Origin of the sequence: Streptomyces sp. NPDC001093, from assembly GCF_040298985.1 — a bacterium.
GTDB lineage: Bacteria > Actinomycetota > Actinomycetes > Streptomycetales > Streptomycetaceae > Streptomyces.
Genome location: NZ_JBEPBF010000269.1, coordinates 1 through 3158 on the forward strand (window position 1 = coordinate 1; position 3158 = coordinate 3158).

The 3158-nt window shown below is 76.3% G+C and carries 3 protein-coding genes and 1 pseudogene; 1 reads left to right on the forward strand and 3 read right to left on the reverse strand.

Features of this window, described 5'->3' with window-relative positions; genetic code table 11:
- A partial coding sequence (locus ABT288_RS49670; RefSeq protein ID WP_351623411.1) for a winged helix-turn-helix domain-containing protein occupies window positions 1–265 on the forward strand: 265 nt, incomplete at its 5' end.
- Window positions 266–440: 175 nt separating this feature from the next.
- Here the strand turns inward: ABT288_RS49670 and prcB are convergent.
- The 3 genes and pseudogenes from prcB to ABT288_RS49685 form a co-directional block, all read right to left on the reverse strand.
- Window positions 441–1295 carry a proteasome subunit beta gene (gene prcB / locus ABT288_RS49675; protein ID WP_351623412.1) on the reverse strand — a complete coding sequence of 285 codons (855 nt, stop codon included), beginning with the start codon at window positions 1293–1295 and terminating at the stop codon, window positions 441–443.
- A 76-nt stretch (window positions 1296–1371) separates the two neighbouring features.
- Complete coding sequence (locus tag ABT288_RS49680; protein WP_351623413.1) at window positions 1372–2352, reverse strand: lysylphosphatidylglycerol synthase domain-containing protein; 981 nt, start codon at window positions 2350–2352, stop codon at window positions 1372–1374.
- Window positions 2349–3158: pseudogene (locus ABT288_RS49685) on the reverse strand (hypothetical protein); the annotation flags it as partial. The pseudogene ABT288_RS49685 and the gene ABT288_RS49680, both read right to left, overlap by 4 nt.

Sequence of the window (3158 nt, forward strand, 5' to 3'; positions counted from 1 at the left end):
GGACGCCGTCCGGCACAGCGCCACCGTGCGCGGCAGGCGCGTCGACCTCACCCCGACGGAGTTCCGGCTGCTGGCGGCACTCACCGCGGCCGGCGGAGAGCTGGTGCGCCGCCGCGATCTGGTCCGCGCGGGCTGGCCGGAGGGGGCACAGGTCAGCGACAACACGCTGGACCAGTACCTGACCCGGCTGCGCCGCAAGCTGCGCGCGGCGGGCAGCGAGCGGACCATCGCCACCGCACGCGGGATCGGCCACCGCCTGACCTGAGGCCGCACCACCACATGCCCTCGGCTCTCGGCCGCAGACCGGCCTTCCCCGGCCCGGCAGGCGGACCCGTACGGGCGGGGCGTTCCATGGCCCCGGGCACGGGGCCCGGGGCGTGAAGGTCAGCAGGGCGGCGAGCCCCTGCGCACCGGCGCACCGAGCGGAAGGGCGGCCGGGGTCAGGGTGCGGCGTGCGGGCCGTCCGGGCGGGTCGTGCGCTGGCGGACCGTCTCGCGGCTGAGTTCCTCCGTCTCCGGCTCCGGCAGCCGCTCGAAGCCGTCCGCCGTGATCACGCAGACGACGGGGAAGATACGGCGGTGCAGATCGGGGCCGCCGGTCGCCGAGTCCTCCTCCGCCGCGTCGTACAGCGCCTGGAGCGCGGCGAGGACGGCCTCGCGCCGGGTGAGGCCGGGCCGGTACAGCTTCTTCAGGGCGCCCCGGGCGTACGGGGAGCCGGAGCCCTCGGCGTAGAAGTCGTACTTCTCGTAGAGGCCACCGGTCGCGTCGAAGCCGAAGATGCGGCCGCGTCCGCCGTCGGGCGCGGTGACGTCGTACCCGGCGAACAACGGCACGACGGCGAGGCCCTGCATCGCCTGGGCGAGGTTCTGCCGGATCATGGCCGCGAGCCGGGTCGCCTTGCCGGCCAGGGTCATCGCAGTGCCCTCGATCTTCTCGAAGTGCGCGAGCTCGACCTGGTAGAGCCGCACCATGTCGACGGCGAGGCCGACGGTGCCCGCGAAGGCCACGGCCGTGTGGTCGTCGGCGGGGTGCACCTTCTCCAGGTCGCGCTGGGCGATCAGATTGCCCATGGTCGCCCGGCGGTCGCCGGCGATCAGCACGCCGTCGCGGTAGGTGAGGGCGAGCACGGTGGTGCCGTGCGGGAACCGGTCGGCCGCCATCCGCACCCCGGCGGGCAGCACGGGCGCGGTGGGCAGCAGCCCGGGGCGGTGCGCGGCCAGGAACTCGGTGAAGGACGAGGTCCCCGGCGTGAAGAACGCCTCGCTCGGCAGCCCCGCCGTGTCGCTCCCCGCCATGACTCTCCCCCTCCGTGTGACGGCACCGGACGTCCGACTCCTACCTGCGGCGGGCGCTCGGGAAACTCCCGGTCCGTCACAGGGCTTTGCGCCGCACCAGCACCCCGAGCACCAGCAATCCCGGGAGCAGGGGCAGCCACACGGTCAGCAGCCGGTACCCGAGCACGGCGGAGGCGGCGGCCACGCCGGGGGCGCCGGAGACGGTGAGGGCGAGGGCGAGCGCCGCGTCCAGGGAGCCGAGGCCGCCCGGGGTGGGCAGCAGCGCGGCGGCGCTGCTGGCGGCGAGGTACAGCAGGGCCACCTGGAGCGGGGGCAGCGGCAGTTCGACGGCCTGGGTGACGGCGATGAGGACGAGCGCGTGCAGCGCGGCGAAGGCGACGGAGCCGCCCCACAGGGCCGCCGCTCGCGCGGGACAGGCGTGCAGGGCACGGATGTCGGCCGCCACAGCCGACAGGGCGCGGCGGCAGCGCGCCCACCAGGGGGTGACCGGCAGGGCCGCGAGCAGCACGAGTCCGCCGAGGGCGACGGCGAGGGTCGTCGGGGTGGGCTGCGGCGGGCGCAGCAGCCCCGGGCAGGCCGGGGCCAGCAGCGCGATCAGTGCCAGGCGGACCGCGGCACCGGCGGTGGCCTTGACGGCGAGGGCACTGGCCGAGCGGCCCGCGGGCAGTCCGCAGCGCATCAGGAACCTGAGGTTCACCGCACCCGCGCCGAGCCCGGCGGGCAGCAGATGGTTGGCGGCGGAGGCGGCCAACGGGGCGGCGACCAGCCGGGCACCGGGCAGCCGCCGGAGCACCGCGCCCTGCTGGGCGAGCGCCGAGGCCGCCCAGGTGCCGAGGGCCGCCGTCGCGCCGACCAGCAGCCAGCCCTGGTCGGCGCCGGCCAGCCGCCCGGCCCCGCTCTCGAGGGCGGGCCAGTGCCGGCGGGCCAGGTAGAGCCCGCCCAGCAGGACCGCGAGCAGGACACCGGCGTGCCAACAGGCCTGCCGACGGCCCAGGGACGGGGCGAGTTCCGGCGGGGACTCCAGGGGCCGTCCCTGGGTACGGGGCGGGGACGTCATCGGCCGCCCCCGGGTACGGAGTAGTACAGCCGCTGTCCGTCGAGCGGTTCGGACGGCCAGTCGCGGGCGTATCCGGGCGGCCGGGTGCCGTCGGGAACCAGCGCGGCGACCGGGATCCGCCGGGCGGTGCCGATGACGGCCTCCTCGGTGCTGTTGGTGTGGTGCCCGGTCGTCGCGACCGAGGAGCAGCCGGTGTAGAACGCGACGGGCACGGCCCCGTCCCCGGTGAGCAGGCAGGGCGGGCGGACGCCGAGCCGGTGCAGGGAGGCGGCGGTGCGGGACCAGCCGCGGCGGTCCTCGGTGGTGTTGTGGACCGTGTTCTCCAGGACGGCCAGCTGCACCGCGAGATGGGCGGCGAGTCCGAGGCAGACCAGGGTGGCGAGAACCGGGCGCCGGGGCCGGCGCGGCGCCGTGACCGGGTACGCCAGTACGTCGGCGACCGGCAGTGCGAGCAGGGCGTAGGCCGGCAGCAGGAAGCGCGGGGCGGCGTAGCCGATCATGAACAGGTACGGGAAGGCGGCGGTGGCCGCACAGGCGAGCGGCAGCAGCGTGGCCGTCGTACGCCGGGCGCGGACGGCTACGACGAGCCCGAGCACGGCGAGCAGCGGCAGGACGAACCACCAGACGGTGATCAGCGGGTTGGGGAGGTGGCCGGTGCAGGGCCGGCACAGCGCCCGGCCGCCGAGGCTGCGCAGCTGGTCGACGACGGCGAGGTGCCAGCCGAGGCCGCCCTGGATCGCCGAGCCCTCGGACAGCCGGCGCACCAGGCCGCCGTATGCGGCGTACGCCTCGATCACCCACTCGGC

Coding starts and splice junctions, on each gene's coding strand:
- prcB (WP_351623412.1), bottom strand. CDS start 1,295: ATGGCGGGGAGCGACACGGCGGGGCTGCCGAGCGAGGCGTTCTTCACG.
- ABT288_RS49680 (WP_351623413.1), bottom strand. CDS start 2,352: ATGACGTCCCCGCCCCGTACCCAGGGACGGCCCCTGGAGTCCCCGCCG.